The 20,000-nt window shown below is 57.6% G+C and carries 19 protein-coding genes and 1 tRNA gene; 10 read left to right on the forward strand and 10 right to left on the reverse strand.

Annotated features, from left to right (window positions below; genetic code table 11):
- Positions 1-69: 69 nt before the first annotated feature.
- Genes ACOVRA_RS00600 through ACOVRA_RS00610 form a run of 3 tightly spaced genes read left to right on the forward strand, consistent with a single transcriptional unit; the run spans position 70 to position 967 of the window.
- On the forward strand, positions 70-327 hold the full coding sequence (locus ACOVRA_RS00600; RefSeq protein WP_421718613.1) for an antitoxin: 258 nt from the start codon (positions 70-72) through the stop codon (positions 325-327).
- A complete protein-coding gene (locus ACOVRA_RS00605; RefSeq protein ID WP_421718614.1) occupies positions 324-650 on the forward strand; it encodes a type II toxin-antitoxin system PemK/MazF family toxin in 327 nt (108 codons plus the stop codon). The genes ACOVRA_RS00600 and ACOVRA_RS00605 overlap by 4 nt, the downstream gene beginning before the upstream one ends.
- Before the next feature lie 53 nt (positions 651-703).
- A complete protein-coding gene (locus ACOVRA_RS00610; RefSeq protein ID WP_298226860.1) occupies positions 704-967 on the forward strand; it encodes a DUF3297 family protein in 264 nt (87 codons plus the stop codon).
- Here ACOVRA_RS00610 and ACOVRA_RS00615 read toward each other — a convergent pair.
- From ACOVRA_RS00615 to ACOVRA_RS00640, 6 genes are all read right to left on the reverse strand, one after another.
- A complete protein-coding gene (locus ACOVRA_RS00615) occupies positions 945-1,469 on the reverse strand; it encodes a GNAT family N-acetyltransferase (RefSeq protein ID WP_421718615.1) in 525 nt (174 codons plus the stop codon). The genes ACOVRA_RS00610 and ACOVRA_RS00615 overlap by 23 nt on opposite strands.
- Before the next feature lie 66 nt (positions 1,470-1,535).
- Positions 1,536-2,282: a hypothetical protein gene (locus ACOVRA_RS00620; RefSeq protein ID WP_421718616.1), complete on the reverse strand. Its 747-nt coding sequence runs from the start codon at positions 2,280-2,282 to the stop codon at positions 1,536-1,538.
- A 147-nt stretch (positions 2,283-2,429) separates the two neighbouring features.
- Complete coding sequence (locus ACOVRA_RS00625; RefSeq protein ID WP_421718617.1) at positions 2,430-4,493, reverse strand: PhoX family protein; 2,064 nt, start codon at positions 4,491-4,493, stop codon at positions 2,430-2,432.
- 85 nt (positions 4,494-4,578) lie between these two features.
- Positions 4,579-6,960, reverse strand: a complete 2,382-nt coding sequence (gene ligA / locus ACOVRA_RS00630; RefSeq protein ID WP_421718697.1) for an NAD-dependent DNA ligase LigA — start codon at positions 6,958-6,960, stop codon at positions 4,579-4,581.
- 93 nt (positions 6,961-7,053) lie between these two features.
- Positions 7,054-8,745 (reverse strand): DNA repair protein RecN, encoded by a 1,692-nt coding sequence (gene recN / locus ACOVRA_RS00635; protein WP_421718618.1) that lies wholly within the window; start codon positions 8,743-8,745, stop codon positions 7,054-7,056.
- A 64-nt stretch (positions 8,746-8,809) separates the two neighbouring features.
- Positions 8,810-9,703, reverse strand: coding sequence for an outer membrane protein assembly factor BamD (locus tag ACOVRA_RS00640; protein ID WP_421718619.1), 894 nt, complete (start codon positions 9,701-9,703; stop codon positions 8,810-8,812).
- A 249-nt stretch (positions 9,704-9,952) separates the two neighbouring features.
- Here ACOVRA_RS00640 and ACOVRA_RS00645 point away from each other — a divergent pair, with 249 nt between their 5' ends.
- The 4 genes from ACOVRA_RS00645 to ACOVRA_RS00660 all read left to right on the forward strand — a co-directional run bounded on the left by ACOVRA_RS00645 (position 9,953) and on the right by ACOVRA_RS00660 (position 13,262).
- Positions 9,953-10,519, forward strand: a complete 567-nt coding sequence (locus ACOVRA_RS00645) for a DNA-3-methyladenine glycosylase I (RefSeq protein WP_421718620.1) — start codon at positions 9,953-9,955, stop codon at positions 10,517-10,519.
- A 74-nt stretch (positions 10,520-10,593) separates the two neighbouring features.
- The gene (locus ACOVRA_RS00650; RefSeq protein ID WP_421718621.1) at positions 10,594-11,571 is read left to right on the forward strand and encodes an NAD(P)H-dependent flavin oxidoreductase; all 978 of its coding nucleotides are present in this window, start codon (positions 10,594-10,596) and stop codon (positions 11,569-11,571) included.
- Between the two features lie 32 nt (positions 11,572-11,603).
- The gene (locus ACOVRA_RS00655; RefSeq protein ID WP_421718622.1) at positions 11,604-12,362 is read left to right on the forward strand and encodes a TIGR02301 family protein; all 759 of its coding nucleotides are present in this window, start codon (positions 11,604-11,606) and stop codon (positions 12,360-12,362) included.
- A gap of 117 nt (positions 12,363-12,479) precedes the next feature.
- Positions 12,480-13,262, forward strand: a complete 783-nt coding sequence (locus ACOVRA_RS00660) for a response regulator (RefSeq protein WP_421718698.1) — start codon at positions 12,480-12,482, stop codon at positions 13,260-13,262.
- Here the strand turns inward: ACOVRA_RS00660 and ACOVRA_RS00665 are convergent.
- Entirely contained in the window at positions 13,259-14,170 is a 912-nt protein-coding gene (locus ACOVRA_RS00665) for an EamA/RhaT family transporter (RefSeq protein ID WP_421718623.1), read from the reverse strand. The two genes, ACOVRA_RS00660 and ACOVRA_RS00665, sit on opposite strands and share 4 nt — an antisense overlap.
- Positions 14,171-14,345: 175 nt before the next feature.
- Here ACOVRA_RS00665 and ACOVRA_RS00670 point away from each other — a divergent pair, with 175 nt between their 5' ends.
- Complete coding sequence (locus ACOVRA_RS00670; protein WP_421718624.1) at positions 14,346-15,077, forward strand: SIMPL domain-containing protein; 732 nt, start codon at positions 14,346-14,348, stop codon at positions 15,075-15,077.
- Positions 15,078-15,354: 277 nt separating this feature from the next.
- Here the strand turns inward: ACOVRA_RS00670 and tig are convergent, their stop codons facing one another.
- Positions 15,355-16,839 (reverse strand): trigger factor, encoded by a 1,485-nt coding sequence (tig, locus tag ACOVRA_RS00675; RefSeq protein WP_421718625.1) that lies wholly within the window; start codon positions 16,837-16,839, stop codon positions 15,355-15,357.
- 523 nt (positions 16,840-17,362) lie between these two features.
- On the opposite strand from tig, the gene ACOVRA_RS00680 reads away from it, so the two are divergent.
- Positions 17,363-18,163 carry a class I SAM-dependent methyltransferase gene (locus ACOVRA_RS00680; RefSeq protein ID WP_421718626.1) on the forward strand — a complete coding sequence of 267 codons (801 nt, stop codon included), beginning with the start codon at positions 17,363-17,365 and terminating at the stop codon, positions 18,161-18,163.
- A gap of 128 nt (positions 18,164-18,291) precedes the next feature.
- On the opposite strand, the gene ACOVRA_RS00685 is transcribed toward ACOVRA_RS00680, so the two are convergent.
- A tRNA-Leu gene (locus tag ACOVRA_RS00685) sits at positions 18,292-18,376 on the reverse strand.
- Between the two features lie 220 nt (positions 18,377-18,596).
- Here ACOVRA_RS00685 and ACOVRA_RS00690 point away from each other — a divergent pair.
- Positions 18,597-18,863 (forward strand): DUF2283 domain-containing protein, encoded by a 267-nt coding sequence (locus ACOVRA_RS00690; RefSeq protein ID WP_421718627.1) that lies wholly within the window; start codon positions 18,597-18,599, stop codon positions 18,861-18,863.
- Here the strand turns inward: ACOVRA_RS00690 and ACOVRA_RS00695 are convergent.
- Positions 18,860-19,987 carry an acyl-CoA dehydrogenase family protein gene (locus ACOVRA_RS00695; RefSeq protein ID WP_421718628.1) on the reverse strand — a complete coding sequence of 376 codons (1,128 nt, stop codon included), beginning with the start codon at positions 19,985-19,987 and terminating at the stop codon, positions 18,860-18,862. The two genes, ACOVRA_RS00690 and ACOVRA_RS00695, sit on opposite strands and share 4 nt — an antisense overlap.
- Positions 19,988-20,000 lie beyond the last annotated feature (13 nt).

Consider the following 20,000-nt stretch of genomic DNA (forward strand, 5'->3'; position numbering starts at 1 on the left):
GGTTCGCATTCATTGCGTAAAGGCCATGTCTATGTTATCTAAAAATATAACATAAAGGACGCAAGGCCCATGCATACCACAAAGCTCCGCAAGGTTGGCGGCTCCGTGATGCTCGCGGTTCCGCCAGCGATTCTGGATGTCATGCAGCTCCAAGCTGGTTCAAATGTTGGTATCACAATGGATGGCACCAAACTGGTGGTCGAGGCCACGACGCCCATTCGATATAGCTTGGACGATCTTTTGGCCCAATCTGACTACAGCGACGGTGCCTTACAGGAAGATCGTGACTGGCTGGATGCGCCATCGGTAGGCGGAGAGCTCCTGTGAACAGAGGTGACATCTATCTGGTGTCATTAGATCCAACACTGGGGCGGGAGCAAAGGGGTAGCAGGCCTGTCCTGATCATTTCTCCAACGGCCTTCAATCTTGCGACCAAACTGCCGATTGTTTTGCCCATTACCAATGGCGGGAACTTTGCGAGGCGTTTGGGCTTTGCGGTGCCAATTACCGGCATTCAAACCACGGGCATCATTCGATGCGATCAGCCGCGGGTATTAGATATTACTGAGCGCGGAGGCCGAAAGGTCGATCAGTTACCAGCCGCGATTCTAGCAGACGTCATGGCACGGGTCGCAACGATCCTTACCTAGCCCACTACACCGCCCCCTTGAGGTTCGCGCCCGCATTAGGCTAAGCAGCGGGCATGACCGATGAAACCAGCCCCACCGCCCTGCCCGACCGCTTAAGCGTCAATCCTCGCAGCCCCTATTATAATGAAGAGGTCCTCGCCCAAGGCGTGGGCATCCGCTTCAAGGGTGAGGAAAAGACCAATGTTGAGGAATATTGCATTTCCGAAGGCTGGGTGCGCTTGGCTTTGGGCAATAAGGTGGACCGCAAGGGCAATCCGTTGACGATCCTGCAAAAGGGCCCGGTTGAGGCTTGGATCAAAGGCGCTGAAACAAACTAACCGGTCCTGCCGGCATCGTGATTTCGGCAAAGCGCTCATAGCCTAGTTTGTTTGCGACGCGGATGGAGTCTGTATGGACAGACTCAATCATGCACACGGTGCGCGCGCGGCCATAGCTGGCCTCATACCAATCGAGAATGGCTTGGGTCGCCTCGGTGGCAAACCCCCTGCCCGCCATGGGTGGCGTAATGACCCAACCTGCCTCTGGCGTCGCGTCAAACTCTGGGTGCAGCCCGCGCTTATGATCGGCAAGGCCAACATCGCCAATATAAAGCCCGCTTTCGCGCTCGCACACCGCCCAATAGCCATAGCCCAAGGCTGGCCAATGGCCCATGTAGCGCAACAGGCGGAACCAAGCCTCTTGCGCGGTCGAGGCACGCGCCCCGATATGTTTGACCACCAGCGGGTCTGCCCACATGGCGGCCAGACGATCATAGTCTGCAGCGCTATGGCCACGAAGAATAAGGTTTGGGGTTTCAAGCACCGGCGCGATTGTGATCATTCATGGACCCTAAATCATACCCAATGGTCTGCAACCCCTCTTATGTGCCACGAAATTGCAAAGCCCTCATTGCCCTTTTGCCTGCTTCACCGCCGCATTGACTGCAGCTTGTGACGGCACTGGGGCACAACCGCCCAAGCCCTTTGCTTCACATATCTCTTGCGGAGAGCGGACACGAGACGGCGTAGTGCCGAACCGCACGCACGCCCCCATGCCCGTCATTTTGATTTTTTGACCGTCCTCCAAGCAAGGCGGTGGAATATCACGCCAGCGCAATTCATTGCGCGAAAAGCCTTCAGCATTTTCAGGCCGATACTTTGGCCCGCGCGCGACTTGTAACAGGCGCTTGAGTTCGGCATTGGGTGGGCAATCGGGTGGCCGGTCCTTGATGTCAATCTGGGCACAGGCTTGCGCCTTGATAATGGCTTGGCTTTGCGCGGTGAGACTAGGGAGGGCTGGACCGGTGGCAGCAGGTGGGGCTGATGCGATCCCAACCGGTGCAGCACTTGGCACCCGTCCAACGGCACTTGCAGGACTGGTCCCAGCGGGCATGGGGACGAGAACTTTACGCGCTGGGCTGTTTGCTTGCGCCGCAGCCATCCCGCCTTTTGCATCCTTGGTCGATGGCGGATTCAACGCGGGTACTGGCAGCACCGTTGCGGGGACAGAAATGACCACAGGAGGGCGCTCCAGCGGTTCCAGTCGCACGGCAGCAACGCCCACAGGCTCTTTGGACGGCAGGGTCTGAGGCTGAGTCGACAAAAGGGCAAAGCCAAGCGCGAGCCAAACCGCAATGGCGGCTAAACGCGTCATCAGTCGCGTTTGCGCTGATATCCCCCCCGGTCCCGATTGCAGGGGCATACCCCAGTCCATGACCATGCTTTAGTCGTGGACGATTGCGACCTGTCTGGCACGTTAAAATGTGGTTAGAAAACCGGAAATGACAGAAGCTGCAGCGCCTTAAGTGCCCACAGTCCCACCATCTTGGCGGCGGACAAAGATCACGCTGTCGCGCGGCCAGCCGCCATTGGGGAAATTGGAATAGGGCCCGCCGGGCTCACCACGAAAATTCTGGCCCTTCGTATTTTCAGCGCCCACATGCTGGACGCCGCAGAAGAAGGTCTTTTGGTCCCACGCCAACAAAGGCCCACAGCATTCAGCCCCAATCGGCACCGTCAAAAAGCGCTTAACCGGACGTGGGCCTTTGCCGACCATGGGCAGCACATAGACACCATCGTTGCAGGGGAAAGTCTCTGGCGTGCCGTCTGTCGTGATCCAGCAGAATTTGCGGTGATCAAAGGTGATGTTGTCTGGCATGGCAAAGCGGTCGCCTGTGGTTGTCGGCTTGCCATTCAGCCAGGATGACGCATTGACGACTTGGCCTTCGAGATTGGTGACGGGGGCGACTTCGGCAGAAGGATCGCCCGCAACCGCAAAAATGTCCCAGGTAAAGGTCAAGGCAGCGGGGTCTTGGCGGGCTTCTTCAAAGCGCACGATATGGCCTTGATAATTACGCTCCAGCCCATCGCCCGCAAGCGTCTTGCGACGGGGGTTGGCGACATTTCCAGCGCGCCCTGAGTCCGACAGATTGCCCGTGCACATGACAAACACGGTGCCTGTACCGCGGAACGAGCCATCGGTTGGGCTTTCCACATCCTCAGGACGGTCCATTTTGGTGGCACCCAGCCGAAGTGCTGCTTCACGACAGCGCACCATCACATCGCCATCATCGGCGAAGGGCAAGTCGCCCGGACCGCGTGCCGCGCGATTGGCTGCAGCCGCTGTCAAGGCGATCCAGCGCCCGGTACCATCGGCCTCAAGGCGCGCGGCATAGAGGGTGCCATGGCTCAGAAGTTCGCGATTGGCGATCCGATTGGTCGGGTCAAATTTATCACGCGAGACGAATTTATAGACGAACTGATTGTTGCTATCATCGCCCGTATAGACCACGGCCTTATTGGTCTTGGACAAAACGGTGGTAGCGCATTCATTGCACTTGCGACCAAGGGCCGTGTGCTTGTGCGGCCGCCAATCTGGATCATAGGGGTCAATTTCGACGATCCAGCCATAGAGCGATGGGCCATGGGGATTGCGGCTTAAGTCAAACTGGGCCGGCCCACCCAAGCGCCAGACATTGTCATAGCGATAGATCGACTGATCGACGGCAAAAGCCGCATCGGCTTGGGCTTCTGCCAAAGCAGGGCTTGCCTTGTCGGAGGTGAAGAACTGATTGTTGAAATTCTCTTCCGCCGTCAGATAGGTACCCCAAGGGGTAAAGCCACCGGCGCAGTTTTGGAAGGTTCCGGCCTTGATTGCGCCTTTGACCTTCGGTGCGCCAGAGCGCGCGCCTTCTACTTCATTGACGACAGCCCCTGCCTTGGCGATCCAAGGATGGTTGGCAGCAGAGCCGTCAAAAACGACTTCGCTATAAGGCGTCACGCGGCGGTTACGGTCCACACCGACAGCCGGGCCTTTGACGACGGACCACGCCCCGCTGGCTGGGTCATGGGCAACATCAAAAACGCTGACACCCATACAGGCATAAAGCGCATCTAACGCCTCAACGCGCATATCAATCGGCTGTCCATCGCTGCCGGGGGCAGCCATAAAGGGGCTCACGGCCTCATGGTTCACACACATGATGGCGCGGGTGACGGTGCCCTCTGGCCAAGGATAAGCCCAATTGGCGGGGAATAGAGCCAACATATCATTATGGGTGCCAAAGCGGTTTTCTTGTTCAGCCCGGGTGAAGGCGAATGGTGCGCCGCGCTTGGTAAGGTCCAGCGGGGCCATACCTTCAAACAAAGGATCGCCCCAAGAAATCAGCGGCTGCCAGGCATAGCCTTCGGGCACCACAACGGTGTCCAAGCGATTCTCCGCCACCGCCTTAAACCCAGCCGGAGCAGCCTGCGCTTCCGACGTCATCAGGCTCAACGCTGGCAGCGCCGCCGTGGCCGTCAAAAATCCACGTCGGGACAGGGATTCACAAGCAAGGTCGGCGAAATTGTTGGAGCGTACGGGCATGGGGAGATGCGGCCTTTTTGGAGGAGGAGATTTAGGCGGTGACATAGCGCGGCAATGCGAATGGTTTACGACAAATCACAGTCATTCAGCCAACAAACGCAGCCCAGTCTGCTTCACTCATCACCCGCACACCCAACTCACTGGCTTTGGCGAGTTTAGAGCCCGCACCGGGGCCTGCTACGACAATATCGGTTTTGGCCGAGACACTGCCAGCGACCTTTGCGCCCAGTCGAATGGCTTGGGCCTTGGCCTCATCGCGCGTCATGGTCTCAAGGCTGCCCGTGAACACAATGGTGAGCCCCGTCACCGGACTATCGGACACAGGCGCTTCAGCGTCGCGCGGGCGAACTTGCTCTAACAAGCGGTCCACCGCGTCGCGATTATGGGGCTCAGCAAAGAAGTCGAGAAGCGCGTCACAGGCAACCGGGCCCATACCGTCAATCGCGGCTAAGGCGGTGTAGCCATCTTGGGGACGCCCTGCAGCGGCAGATTTTAAAGTCGCAACCAAACCGGCCCAATCGGGGAAGACCTCGATCAAAGCTTTGCGGGCTGGCATGGCAACTTCGGATAGGCGCAGCTTCGCGAGATTTTCAGCCACATCGTCAAACATGCTTGCCTGCGCTGGAGGCTCAGCACCCGCGGCCCAGGTCAAAAGTGCCTCCAGCGCACGCGGTCCCAAGCCATGAATGGCCTCTAACTGACGATAAGCCTCATTGGCGCGCTGGGATTGGGCCTGATCAATTGCCGCCTTGAACGCGTCCCAAGAGCTAAAGGCGCGTGCCAGAACGCCACTGGTCGTCTCGCCCACATGGCGCACGCCCAAACCAAAGATGAAGCGGGCCAAATCAATATCCCGCCGCTGATCGATGGCCGCAAACAGATTGTTGAGCGAGGTTTGGCCATAGCCGTCGCGGCCTTCCAATTGCGCGCGATGGTCTGCTAGCTTGAAAATGTCTGCAGGCTCTTTGACGAGACCCCAGTCGAAAAAGTCCTGCAATTGGCGGGGGCCTAGGCCGTCAATGTCAAAGGCCTTGCGGCTGACAAAAAGCTCCAAGTGCCGCAAGCGCTGGAATGGGCAGGCAAATTCCCCGGTACAGCGTCGCACAACGTCGATGCCACCGTCTTGCTCATCGCCGCCGCGAATAGCCGGCGTCTGCAAGGGGCATGGGCAGATATGGGGGAAGGCAAATGGCTCACTCCCCGCTTCGCGCTTATCGACCAGAATATCGACGATTTGCGGGATCACATCGCCAGCCCGCTGGATGACAATATGGTCGCCGAGCCGCAAATCCTTGCCCCCGCGCACCGGCAGGCCTGTCACCCGGTCCAGCGCCTTGCCGGCGATAAAGTCCTCATTATGCAATGTCGCATTGGAAACCACGACGCCCCCAACCGTCACTGGCCGGACGCGGGCAACGGGGGTCAAAGCGCCTGTACGGCCCACTTGAATATCAATCGCGTCGAGGATGGTGATCGCCCGCTCTGGCGGGAATTTGTGGGCGATGGCCCAACGGGGGAAGCGGGTCACAATGCCGAGGCGGGCCTGTAAGGCCAGATCATTGACCTTATACACCACCCCATCAATATCATAGCCGAGTTCAGCCCGGCGCAGGCCCAAATCCTGATAATGGGCCAGAAGGTCTGCGGTATCGGCGCACAGCTTCATGTCCGCATTGGTCCTAAAGCCCCAGCGCGCAAAACTTGCCACTGCATCCATTTGGGTGGTCGCAAACGGTGTGCTCACCTCCCCCCAAGCATAGGCAAAAAAGCTCAACGGGCGTTGGGCAGTGATGGCGGGATCCAATTGGCGCAAGCTGCCCGCTGCCGCATTTCGTGGATTAGCATAAAGCGGCAGGCCCGCTTCGATCTGAGCTTGGTTCAGCGCTTCAAACGCCGCATGGCTGAGATAGACTTCGCCACGCACTTCCAGGATTTCCGGCCAATCGGAGCCGTATAAATGCTTGGGAATATCGCCAATGGTCAGCACATTGGCGGTGACATCCTCACCCTCTTTCCCATCCCCTCGGGTGACGGCGTGCTTGAACTGACCCTTTTCATAGCGAACCGACAGCGACAGGCCGTCAATTTTAGGCTCTGCGGTACAGGCCAAAGCGCTCTGATCCTCAAACCCCAAAAAGCGCTGCGCCCGGCCCAGAAAGTCTGCAACATCGCCATCGGTAAAGGCATTGTCGAGCGAGAGCATCGAGACCTGGTGGGTGATTTTGGTGAATTTTGTCGAGGCGGCACTGCCCACGCTTTTCGATGGGCTGTCGGCCCGCACCAAGGCCGGGAAACGTTGCTCAATGAGGCGATTGCGCCGCTCTAGCGCGTCATATTCGGCATCGGAGAGCGTGGGGGCATCTTCTTCGAAATAGGCCCGCCTATTCTCACCAATCTCGCGGGCAAGCCGCTCCAACTCGTGGGCGGCTTGGTCTTTGGTGAGCGAATCGACGGGAAGCGTGCTGATATCCATGGTCGGGAAACTAACGCCAAGCACGGCCGAGGTGAAGCCTGATCCACCTTTATCGCTTAGGGGTTTCCACATCCAAATTCAGGCACTTCAGTCCTGACTGGCAGCAACCAAGGCGCGGGCCGCCGCGCGGGCTTCAGCCGTGATTTCGGCTCCAGACAACATGCGCGCCAATTCTTCTTCGCGGGCAGCATCGGGAAGCGTGCTGACGCCTGTGCGCGTGATGCCATTCTCCACCCGCTTTTCGATGCGCCAATGGCGACGAGCGCGGGCGGCAACTTGGGGGCTGTGGGTGACACACAGGATTTGCGCGGTCTGCGACAAGCGCGCCAAACGGCGGCCGACGGCATCTGCAGTTGCCCCGCCAATGCCTTGATCGACTTCATCAAACACCAAGGCCAAGGTACCGCCATCGGTGGAGAGAACGAGCTTTAGCGCGAGCGATAGTCGTGAAAGTTCGCCACCTGAAGCAATCTCCGACAAAGCCCCAAAGCCTGCGCCTGGATTGGCCGCAATTTCAAACGTCACCCGATCAATACCGTCCTTGGTTGGACGAGCGGCATCACTGTCTACACGGCTGCGGAAGCGCGCTTTTTCCAGTTTCAGCGGCGGCAATTCGAGCTCAACGGCTTTGTCGAGCGCTGAAGCAGCCGTATGGCGGCGTTCTGACAGCGCAGCAGCGGCTTGGTCATAGGCATTCTGCGCTTTGGCGAGGGCCGCTTTTGCTGCCTGAATGGCCTCATCGGCATGATCAATATTGGCGAGGTTTTGCTCAGCCCGCTGCAGCACATCGGGCAATGCCTCCACCGTCACGCCATGCTTGCGGGCAGCGGCGCGCAAAGCAAACAGACGTTCTTCCAAATGGTCGAGACGGCCGGGGTCTCCATCCAAAGCATCGCCTGCGCGCGCCATCCAGCCTTGAGCATCGGATAATTCACTGAGAGCGCGCTCCAGCGAGGCGGCTGCTTGATCGACTGCCTTGGAAAGGGCATCAGCCCCCTCGCCCTCGGGCTTGCCCACACGGGATAACGCGCGCGCGGCAGCGGCCATGCGTTGCTCAGCTTTACCATCGGCCAAAGCGTCGGTTGCGTCTTTTAAGGCCGTGGCGGCCTTTTCAGACCCCATTAAAGCGCGACGTTCCGCATCTAAAGCGGCTTCTTCACCGGCCTTGGGTGCCAGCTTTTGTAATTCACCCAAGACATGGGCCAGATAATCGCGGTCAGTGGAGGCGCGACGGGCGCGCAATTCGGCCTCTTCCAACTCAGACCGGGCAGCATCCAATGTGCGCCAAGCCTCGCCAACTTGGGCTTTGAAGGGGGCAGCTTTGGCAAATACGTCCAACAAATCGCGATGGGTGGATGGGTCCATCAGGCCAACGGAGGCATGCTGACCATGAATTTCGAGGAGGCACGCGCCAAGCCGGCGCAGCGCACTGACCGAGGCGGGGCCGTCATTCACATAAGCGCGGCTTTTGCCGTCGAGGCTGATGGAGCGACGCAGGACGATGCGTCCATCTTCGGCTCCTGGCAGATCTAATTCTTCGAGTAGCGCGATGGCTGGATGATGCGGGTCAATCTCAAAGATGGCGCTGGCTTGCGCGCGTTCAGCGCCATGACGCACGAGACCCCGGTCCGCCCGCTCGCCCAAAGCCAAACCCAACGCATCCAACAGAATGGATTTGCCTGCCCCAGTCTCACCCGTCAGCGCGGTAAAACCCGGCTCAATATCAAGGTCGAGCGTTTCGATCAGGACCACATCGCGGATCGACAGGGCAATCAGCATGGGCCACCCCGTCGGACTAGCCTCCCCCCGCGCTTAGCGGACGTTGAACGAGGGCTAAGGGGTCTCATTTGCTCGCTTGTGGGGCCGAAGCTTGAGGCGGCTCTGGCGCGCGCTCAAGGCCACGCTTTGGCTTGGTGATGCGCTGGAACAAACCGCGCTTTGCGGGCTTGCCCTCGGGCGTAAAGCCCTTGGCCGTCAGCAATCTATAGCTGGCCTCATACCATTCAGAGCCCGGATAATTATAGCCGAGGACTGCGCCAACTTTCGTGGCTTCATCGACCAAGCCCATGGACAAATTGGTCTCAACCAAACGATGCAGCGCTTCAGGCACATGGGTCGTGGTCTGATAGAGGTCGACCACGCGACGGAAGCGGCCCAAGGCCGCCAAATGTTGACCATCGCGCAGATAGTAACGCCCGATTTCCATTTCCTTGCCAGCCAGCTGGTCTTGGGTCATGTCGATCTTGAGGCGCGCATCGCGGGCATATTCGCTTTGAGGATAGCGCTGCACGACGTCGTTGAGGGCCGCCAAAGCCAATTCGGTCATGCGCTGATCGCGACCCACGTCCACAATCTGCTCGAAATAGCAGATGGCAATCAGATAATAGGCATAAACGGCGCTATCATTACCGGGATAGAGCGAGGCAAAGCGCTGGGCACCTGCAATCGCGTCTTCATATTTGTTCTGCTGATAATTGGCATAAGCCGTCATCAGCAACGCGCGCCGTGCCCATTCCGAATAGGGGTGCTGGCGGTCAACTTCTTCAAAGCCGGTGACAGCGTCGGTATAATTCTTCTTGCTGAGTTCATCGCGCGCATTGTTATACAGCAAGTCGACTGGCCGCTCGACATAGGCCGGTGCCTTCTTGGCACTGCTGCCGGGCATAGATTGGCAGGCAGCCAAAGCCACAAGCAAGGTTGGCACAACAAGCAGAATTCGAAATGGCGATTGCTTCACGACGTAAACTCCGGGCCATATGCCCTTCCCCAACTCATCTTTAACCAGCTTCCGTTCGCACGGGAAGCCGCTAAAGGCGGTTGGACGGGTTCTGCTCCATGTGGACTCAGTTTGCGTCAATTTAAGGACAAGGCTGGAGGCCGCTGCAGGGGCTTTGGAGCTCGGCCTTTCGCGACTTGACCCCTGCCCCGGTGCCGGCACTATGCTGCCGCAAGCGGGCGCAACGCACAAGCAAAACGAGGGACTAAAATGGCGAAGCAAAGATGCGGTTGGGTCCTCGAATCAGACCCGCTCTATGTTGCCTATCATGACGAGGAATGGGGGGTGCCCGTGCATGACGCGCGCGAGCTGTGGGAACTTTTGTGCTTAGAAGGCTTTCAAGCAGGCCTGTCATGGATCACGATTCTGCGAAAAAGGGCGGCATTTCGCGACGCCTTTTGTGGCTTTGACCCAGTCCAAGTCGCCGCCTTTGGACCCGAGGATATTGAGCGCTTGATGGCCAATCCCGGCATTGTACGGGCGCGCGCCAAAATCATCGCTACCATTGAGTCTGCCCGTCTTTTCCAAACCATCGAGCGCGAAGAAGGCGGTTTTCATGATTTCATCTGGTCTGTTGTGGGCGGCAAATCCATTCACAACCACCCCATCTCCTTCCGCGATGCGCCGACAAAATCGGCCGAATCCGAAGAATTGGCCCGCAAGCTCAAGGCCCGTGGTTTCAAATTCTGTGGCCCTGTCATTTGCTATGCCTATCTGCAGGCGGCTGGCCTTGTGATCGACCACGAAACCTCGTGCCATCGCTACCAGCCTGCCTGAGGCTTGTGGGCAGGCACAGGGATTGCGCATCAGGTCAAAGGCTTTAACGTGGCGCAAAAACAAGGGAGTGCGCCATGAGCTTAAGAACACCAATTTGCGACCTATTGGGCATTGAACATCCCATCATGCTGGCTGGCATGGGTGGGGTTTCCTATGCTGAAGTCTGTGCTGCCGTTTCAGAAGCTGGCGGTTACGGTTGCCTCGGCATGGCCGGGCGGACACCCGACGAAATCCGCGATGAAATGCGCAAGGTGCGCGCTCTGACCGACAGACCCTTTGGCGTGGACCTGCTCGCCGCGGTTCCAGGTAGCCTTGAAGCCTCTGTCGACATCATCATTGCCGAAGGTGCTACTGCCTTCATTGCAGGCCTTGGGGTTCCTTCTGCGATCATCGAAAAACTCCATGCCGCGGGCTTGAAAGCCATGGTGGTTGGCGGGGCCGTCAGCCACGCGGAAAAAGCCCAGCTGGCTGGCTGTGATGCCGTGATCTGCCAAGGCTCTGAAGGCGGTGGCCATACGGGCCTTGTTGGCACCCTGCCCTTGGTCGCCCAAGCGGTTGAGCGTGTGACCATTCCGGTGGTTGCTGCAGGTGGCATTTATGACGGTCGTGGTCTGGCGGCTGCCCTCGCGCTGGGCGCGCAAGCGGTTTGGATGGGCACCCGCTTTATCGCGTCAAAAGAGGCCCATGCCGGGCAAATGTATAAGGATGCCGTCGTGACGGCTAAAGATACCGACACCGTCCGCACCCGCTCTTACTCTGGCAAGCCCATGCGGGTGAAGGATAATGCGTGGGTGCAGGATTGGGAAAGCCGCCCTGCCGACATCAAACCTTTCCCGCATCAAGCGATGATCAGCATGCAGGCAGGTGCCATGGGCGGCATTGGTGGCCAGACGGAAGGTCTTGAAGCCGACAAGTCCTGCTTTGCCATGGGCCAATCGGCAGGTGGGGTGCGCGATATCTTGTCATGTAAGGAAATTATCGACTCCATCATGGCCGAAGCCCACGAGGCAATCGCCCGTGTTGCACGCTTACAGGCAAGCTCTCCGGCTTGACCTAAAGCCCGAAACAGGGGCGTTTAGGGGCTATGAAATCACGTGTGTGGATGGTCAGCGCGGTCGCCCTCGTCGCAGCCTCTGGGGCTGCGCTTGGTTTCGCGCAACCCGCTGGCCAAGAGCCACAAAATCGTGGGGTTACACCAACGCTCGAAACCTATGTGGTTTCGGGGGCACCGGTTGAGTCCTCCAGACGCGAACCCGTCGACGTGGTCGAAGACGCGCCCGTCGATATTCCCCAAGATACATCGATGGACTGGAGCCCCGATCCTAATCAGGATGAGGTTGCAGCGGAAGCCTATCGTCCTGCCCCCCAACGGCCACGCAAAGCCCTGCGCAATGTGGAGGGTTTAGAGACTGACGACGGTCCTTATACTGCCGAAGACGGCCAAGCGGTCGTAACCGATAACCAGCGCCGCGCGCGTCCGGTTGACCCGGTCAAGCGCACCGATCTGATGCGCCTAGCCCGCGTACTAGGCTCGCTACATGCGTTAAGGGTGTCTTGTTCAGGTCGCGAGGATCAAACCTATCGGTCGCGCATGTCCACCTTGCTCGACCTCGAAGCCCCCGATGCCAGCGCACTGCGCGACCCGCTGGTCGATTCCTTCAATGCGGGCTTTCAAGCCTATGGCCAAGGGGCCGCCACCTGCCCCACCGATCGCAGCGCGCAAGAAGCTAAATTAGCCAAGGATGGCTTCCGCCTCGCCAAGCAAATGGTTGTCCTTTATCGGCCGATTGTAGCGCCGCCAGAAGATCAGTCCAAACAGTCCTTGGCCAAACAATCGAAATAATCAGTAATCAAAGCATCCGGTTTCTGGTCAGTATCGATCTTCGTACTACGTTAACGGATCAGGCTTAGAAAAAATCTTCAAGCTTGGGGGTGGATTTTGTCGAACTACACCTGCCTGTTGATCGAAGACAGCATGATACAGGCACGAGTGATCTCTCAAATGATCACGCGTACTGGCTGGGCTACGCTTGTCGCCTTGGACCTAAATTCCGGCATGAGAATGTTGGCCGAGGAAGCGCTTGATCTGGTCATTTCAGACCTGATGCTGCCGGATTCTACCGATGGCGGCACCATCGCGAAAATTCGCCAAGCCGCGCCAGGCGTGACGATTGCGGCGATCAGCGCGGGTGGTGGCAGGGATTCCGCCTCGACTTTGTTAGAGCGCGCCAAGGCGGACGGGGCAGAGTTTTTGTTGCAAAAGCCCTTCTCGCAAGAGCGCCTGCAAGGCCTTTTGAGCGAAGTCGCAGAGCGTTTGCAATCGGGCACGCGTCGCCCCCACGTGCTGGTGGTTGAACCCAGTCGGACATTACGCAAAATCTGCGAAGCCGGCTTGAAAGAACATGATTTCCGCGTGACTTGCGGTGCGAATTTGGACGAAGCGCTGGACCTTATTGATGTCCTCGATCTGGATGCTGTCGTCACGCAAGTCGACGTGACGTCAGAAGATGGCGCAGAATTGGTGGCTATGATGCGCGAGGCCTTTCCTGGCGTGGCCATCATCGCAGTGTCAGACAAGGGCGATAGCGAGATTGCCCGTCGCGCGTGGCTGAAAACCCTGGAAGCGGGTGCCGACGTGGCCTTGCCAAAGCCCTTCACGCCCGTCGAGCTTGTCAGCTCCGTCCGCAATGGCATGGTGTTAGCCGCATCCGCCTTCCTCGAAGCAGCCCGCCGCTCGGCCTAAGAGGCTGCGATCTGTCCCCAGACAGACACCACAACCCCAGCCACAATCAAGGCAGAGCCAAGGCCGCGCCGCAGATCGATGGTTTCTTTAAAGCGGATCCAACCCAACAAGGTCGCGGTCGGGGCTTCCACCAAGGCGTTTAAGGCCCGCACCAAAGCGGCTGGCGCGAGGGTCAGCGCCGCAAACCAACAGGCCGAAGCGGCAGCCCCCGTAAAGCCTGCCGACCAAGACGCCCGCCCGTCGGCGGCCAAAGCGGCTAAAGCGCGTCGGTCCACCACATAAAGAATGCCGCCTAAAACCACGCTTTGCATGGCTTGGACGCAGACAAGGGTGAAAGTCGCCGAGAAGATGGGTGCGCTGGGATCAATGGCCAATCCGCACAGCCGATAGCAATTGGCAGATACCGCAAAGCACGCCCCCGAAGCCAGCCCATAAAAACCCGCTTTAAACCCCGCAATCCCCCCAGCGATCCCCTTGTTCGGCCACGAGGCTAACAACAGACCCGCCGTCGCGCCCCAAATGCCAAGCCATCCCCAAACACCCAATCGGTCACCCAGAAACAGCACGCCGACCAAAGCGGCCAAGGGCAGGCTCATATGTTGAAACGTAGACCCAAGACCAAAGCTGGAAGCTCGCATGGCTTGGATGAGGGCTGCTGTCGCGCACACTTGGGCGGTCGCACCAAGCGGGGCTGCAAACCAGAAATCAGATCCGATCTTAAAACTGGCTGGCGGGGCTAACCACCAGACAAGGGCCAAAAATAGACAGGCAAAAGGCAGGCCATAGAGAAAGCGCACCAAGGTCGCCCCCCAGGGCCCGGCCTGATCGGAAAGGCCTCGTTGCGCCGCATTGCGCAGGATTTGTAAGAAGCCTGCCACCAAGGCCAAAGGCACCCAAAGTGTGTTCATTCAGGCAGCCCTGCGATAAGAGAAATGGGCGCACGCACAAATGGAGGCTTTGGCCTCTTTCTTCCGCGCTTCCGCCCTAAACGCGCCATAAACCAAGCCCAAACGGGGGTTCAGGGACGTACGGTTGCACCCCGGGCATTTCAGTGGCCTAGTAGCGGGTGTGGAGGGCTTCATCATGACAGAACGGACAAATCTTTTAGCTGCGGCGGGTATCTTGGCATTGGGGATCGCCTTTGCAGGCTTCTCAGCCGGTCAATCCCTCGTGCACTCGCGGTTGGGTTTTCGCACCGTCACAGTCAAAGGGCTATCAGAGCGCCCCGTCAAGGCCGACCTCGGCTTTTGGTCGATCAGCTTTGTCGCGACTGGCGATTCCTTGGAAGAGGCCCGCCAAGCGCTAACCACGTCTGAAGCCGCCGTGAAGGCTTTTTTGACCGCGCGCGGCTTTCCCGCCACCGCTTATCAGGTGCAAAACATTCGCGTCGAAGACAAGCTGGCCAACGCTTATTCAAATGGCGGGCTCAACGGGCCACGCTATATTTTGACCGAGAATTTGATGGTGAAAACCACCGAAGTCGACAAGCTGGCCGAAGCCTCGCGCAATAGTGGCGATTTGTTGAAAGAAGGCGTGGTGTTTGCCAATGATGGCTCCTCCTCGGGTCCTTCCTTCCAATTCACCGGTCTGAATGACCTCAAAGGCACACTTCTAACCGAAGCCACCCAGCGCGCCCGCGAAGCCGCTGACAAATTCGCCAAGGAATCCGGGGCCAAAGTCGGGGCCATCCAAAATGCCAATCAAGGCGTGATCGAAGTCAATCCCGCCGTCGAAATCCCCGACAGCCCACCCGACCGCCAAATCGATAAAAAGGTGCGCGTGGTGACGACAATCACTTATTTCCTAAAGGACTGATTGGGTTAAATCCAATCGCCGTTCGGTTTCATCCCAGATGGCGTGAGCCAAACGGGGATACACTGACGCAATGTCCCCTGATATTCCCGCTCTGCGCTTCGCTGCGGCGGGGATGACGTTGTGGGGGAACGGAGCGCGCAACAAAAGTTGCGCTTGTCATCGCGTTTGCAGGCGCAACGCGTGTTGCGCGGTCCTTTTGGTTACCCTCGACCCACCCAAACAAAAAGGCCCCGGTCGAATGACCAGGGCCTTAATTTCAAACGAACGAAGAAAGGGCTTAGTCAGCCTTTTTCTTGGCGGGCGCTTTCTTCTTTGGAGCCGGCTTTTCCTCTGCAGCGACCTCAGCTGGCGCTTCTTCGGCAGGCGCGGCTTCTTTCTTGGCTTTCGCCTTGGCTGGGGCCTTTTTAGCAGGCTTAGCGTCCGCGGCTGGTGCCACTTCATCTTCGCTTTCAAGCTCAGCACGCGAGACCGTCACATCGGTGACATTGGCCATTTGCAGAACGAAGTCGACGACCTTTTCTTCGTACAAAGGTGCACGCAGGCTGGCGACAGCATTTGGGTTCTTCTGGAAGAACTCAAAAACTTGACGCTCTTGGCCAGGGTAGCGCGAGGCTTCGGCTTGAATGGCGCGCGCCACTTCTTCGTCTTTCACTTCCACGCCATTGACGCGGCCGAGTTCAGCCAAGACCAGGCCCAAGCGCACGCGACGCTCAGCAATCTTGGTGTATTCCGCCTTCAGTTCGTCTTCCGACTTGCCAGCATCTTCTGGATCTTCATTGCCAGCGGCCTTGTCTTGCGTCACTTGTGCCCAGATGGCGTCAAATTCAGCGGCCAACATTTTCGGTGGCAAGTCGAAGCTGTGGGTGGCGTCCAAAGCGTCGAGCAACGAGCGCTTGGCTTTCTGACGCGACAATTGAGCCAATTGATCTTCGATGTTCTTCTTGATCGCATCCTTCAGGGTCGCGAGGTCCGACAGGCCGATATTCTTGGCCAAGTCATCGTCAATCTTGGTCTCAACGGCCTTTTTGACTTCAACAACGGTGACGTCAAAAGTTGCGGCCTGACCGGCCAAAGTGGCGACGCCATATTCGGCTGGGAAAGTCACGTTCAAGACTTTTTCGTCGCCCGCTTTCACGCCGACCAATTGCTCTTCAAAGCCGGGGATATAGGTGTTGGAGCCCAAAACGACTGTGGAGCCGTCAGCCTTGCCGCCGTCAAATTCAACGCCGTTCAATTTGCCGACGAAGTTACAGACAACGGCATCGCCATTGGCGGCTTTGCCCTTCTTGACTTCGAAAGACTGAGACTGCTTGGCGATCTCGGCCAAGGCTTCGTCGATTTCAGCTTCGGTGGCTTCCGCGACTGGACGGGTCACCGACAGGCTTTGCAGCTCAGCTGGGGTGAAGTCTGGCATGATGTCGAGTTCGACGTCGAAGGTCAGGTCGGCTTTGCCGTCCATCACGTCGGTCAGATTGCCCAGATTGGTCACGTCTGGCTGGCTTGCCGCACGGATGCCATTGGACGAAACGGTACCCTCAATGCCTTCTTGCACCAGCTCATTCAACAAATCGCCCATGATGGACTTGCCATACATGCGCTTCACATGAACCACAGGCACTTTGCCTTTACGGAAGCCCTTGATGTTCAATTGAGGGGCCAATTCTGCGATCTTGGCATCGGTGCGCGTGGCAATCAGGGTGGCGGCAATGGTAACGCCATAGACGCGGCTGAGGCCTTCAGCAGATTTTTCGACGATTTGCATGATGATGTCCTAAAAAGGAAGCGGATTACGCGGGTTGATGGGATAGCGCTGGGGCCTAAGCCCGCAAGGTGCGCGGCTATGCCACGATGTGAAGCCCATGTCTATGCCAGCTGCAGTAAGTGGTGCGGTCGGGGGGACGCCCCGCTGTTTTCGAACAATGATCCTACACAACTGGGTTCCGAAATAATCCCCGTGGGGACTGGACAACTGGGTTCCAGCCCCAAAACACGCCTAGCCATCTTCGTGATTAAAAAACTATGTTTTGGAACTAAGCCTGATTCCAATTGTGTACCCCATACCCCGCTTCGGATCTCGCGGACCTTTAAGCCAAGGGGATGTCCGGTCCGAAAGTCAACCGCTTACAGGAACCGTTGGCTAAAGTCTGCGGCTACTTGATTCAGGCTGTCGCCAATAGAGCATTTGACAATAAGCCATCTAAGACAGAATAGAAATTTGAGTTGACCAAAAATGCGGCGAGTTGCTAATGTGAGACTTTAAACCTTAAGTTTGAAGGATTTCCATTATGTCGATCAGTGAACTTTCCCCACAAGGCGTATTTTCAACATCCGACCCATTGCAGTGGATCAGCAATGATACGTTCAAGGTCAAAGACTATCTTTTCCAATCATCTCACTTCGGAGCAGAGCGAAAAGACGCCGAGGCGATCGGTGCCTTCTGGATCATGAAAAATCCAGAATTATTGGCCTTGTATTATGATTGGGTGGTGCCTTTAGCGCCCCAAAAAGTAGTTGAAGTTGGCGTGGCAGGTGGGGGTGCTGCGGCATTGTTGATGGAATGGTTCCATCCCGCAAAGCTCTGTCTTATCGACATCGGGGATTTTACAACACCAAACTTTAAAAACTATCTGAAAACTGAGTCTGGCAAGAACATTCGTTGCTTTCTAGATGTGGATCAAAGCAATAAGGCTCGTTTGGAACAGGTGATGAAAAGCGAGTTTCATGACGAGAAACTGGACCTCGTTATCGACGATGCAAGTCATCTTTATGAGCCTAGCCTTGCAACGTTTGAAACACTGTTTCCAAAACTAAAGCCAAACGGCCTTTATATCATTGAAGACTGGGGATGGAGCCATTGGCAGGGCGACTATTGGCAAGGCGTTGATGCACCATGGAGAAGTCTTGCTGGCCTATCCAATCTGGTATTTCAATGCATCATGGCAAGCGCATCCCGGCCCAGTTGGATTACCAAAGTCGTGAGTACGCCAGCAGGAACTGTGGTTTTTCGGGGGCCGGACGAAATTCCTGCCCAAACGCCTATTCAGGAATACTATTTCAATCGCGGCAAAAAATTCACGCCCTTCTAGTTGTTTTGAGCCGTGACGCGCGATTTAACTTAGCAGTCGACGTATGTGGCTGCAGCAGCCAACCCAAATCATTTGGTGCTCAGTAACCAAGGGATCACAAACTCGAAAACGATAAAGCGTCAAAGGAATGGTGCGGTCGGGGGGAGTCGAACCCCCACGCCTTGCGGCGCTGGAACCTAAATCCAGTGCGTCTGCCAGTTCCGCCACGACCGCGTTCCGACGACGCTTTTGGGCCAAGCTGGCGCGCGGGTCAACCAAGGGGTGCAGGTGGATGTGCCTGCCCTGCCCTCAACTGCTGATCTAAAGCTCAGAGACAACGACGCAATCATGGTAAAGTAAGGGGGTTCCTACTTAAAACGGTCAAATTTGCTGGGAATCTGTCTCAAATTCTGCGATACTATCGCCCAAGAACCTTGCAGGGCCAAAAAGCAAAATGTCGGATTTTGATGTCGCTTACGATAAGAACGCGGATGTTTTGTACATTTCAACCCAATTGACGGGGCCTAGCTACACGTCCGAAGGCGAGAATGGCATTGTGTGGAGTCACCAGATCGCTGATGGCCGTTTGGTGAGCATGACAGTGCTGGATTTCAACGCCCACTGGCAGAACCGCCTCGCACATTTGACTGAGCAACTCACAGAACAATTGCACGCCCCCAGCCCCGTCGGGCCAATGGGCCGCGCCCGCTCGGCGAACTAAAGCTGTCCGTAATCGCCTTCGATGCCCAGTAAAGCGCGTCCAGCCAGCTCCAGTGAGCCGGGGGCCACCATGATGTGTTGGGTGGCGACATGGGCGTCGCGGAAACGGCGTTGCAGCGGGCACGTCTCATAGACAGATGTCCCCCCGCCCAGCTCGTGCATCATGCGGGTGATCTCAGCACAGGTACGCACCGCATGGGTGGCGGCAATGCGTAAGTTCGCGCGGTCTTCCAGCGTCAAAGCGCCGGTGCGGCTGGCCCCTTCAAAAGCGGTCTCGGCGCTATCGAGCAAATAGGTGCGCGCCGCCCGTAACATGCCTTCGGCTTTGGCGACCTCAACTTGGGTAGAAGCCCGCTCTGCTAAGGGTCTACGTGCCCCCGTCGGCACCTTACCGCCAGCGAGGCCAACCAGATCATCAATCGCCCCGCGCGCATTGCCGAGTGCGACTGCGGCAATCGACATGGCGAGAAGACCAAAGGCCGGGAAGGCATAGAGCGGCCGCTCAATCCGGGCTTTGTCATCGGTCAACGAGACCGAGCGGTCAGCTGGGATCAAAACATCTGTGACAGCCAGATCGCCACTGCCCGTGCCCTTCATGCCCATCGCATGCCAGGTATCAATCAGCTCGACCTGATCGCGCTCAAACCACATCATACGCGCTTGGGGTGCCCCATCGCCCAAGGTCAAAGCGCCACCGACTAACCACGCGCAATTGGCACTGCCAGAGCCCCAATTCCAGCGCCCATTCACCCGGTATTGATCACCTTCGCGCACCGCTTTGCCTTTAGGCGCAAACACACCGCCAGTGATAATCGTGGGATCGGCCCAAATCGTGCGGGCATGATGGTCGGGCAAATAGGCGGCATTGATCGCCGTTGTTGCGCCAATCATGATGCACCAGCCGACAGAGCCATGGGCATTGCCCATCACCTCAATGACTTCAATCATGCGCGCAGGTGCCAGCTCCAGCCCGCCATACTCACGCGGCAATGCCATGCGGAAAAAGCCCGCTTCGGCCAGCGTTCTGGCAAGGTCCGCCGGTAAACGACGCGCAGAATCAATCTCGTCGGCGCGCGCGGCGACTGTGGCTTTGAGGGCGTGGGCTTGGGCTAACAGGTCGGTCATGGGCCTACACTGA

The sequence above is a fragment of the Aquidulcibacter sp. genome, assembly GCF_049239865.1.
In the GTDB taxonomy this organism is placed as follows: domain Bacteria; phylum Pseudomonadota; class Alphaproteobacteria; order Caulobacterales; family Aquidulcibacteraceae; genus Aquidulcibacter.